Raw genomic sequence first — 261 nt, forward strand, 5'->3', positions numbered from 1 at the left:
GGTTACAGAACTCGGGCTCGAACAGGTAATGGCTCGCCATCGCCGCGAACCGGGCGTTGACCTGCCGGGTCTTGCCCGTACCGATCCGATCGACCGCCGTGCGCATGTTGTCGAAGATCCCCCGTTGCGGCACGCCGCCCAGCACGCGGAACGCTTGGGTCAGCGCGTCGAACAGCATCTCGTGGGTCTGGAGCGGATAAGCCCGAACCGCGAAGGCGCGACTGTGGGAGAGCTTGGTGTGCGCCACCTACAGCTTGGTCT

The 261-nt window shown here is 65.1% G+C and carries 1 pseudogene; it reads right to left on the reverse strand.

Annotated features, from left to right (window positions below):
- Nucleotides 1-247 (reverse strand): annotated as a pseudogene (locus RAD10_RS42155) (IS21 family transposase); the annotation flags it as partial.
- Nucleotides 248-261 lie beyond the last annotated feature (14 nt).

It is taken from the genome of Bradyrhizobium sp. 23AC (assembly GCF_054863025.1).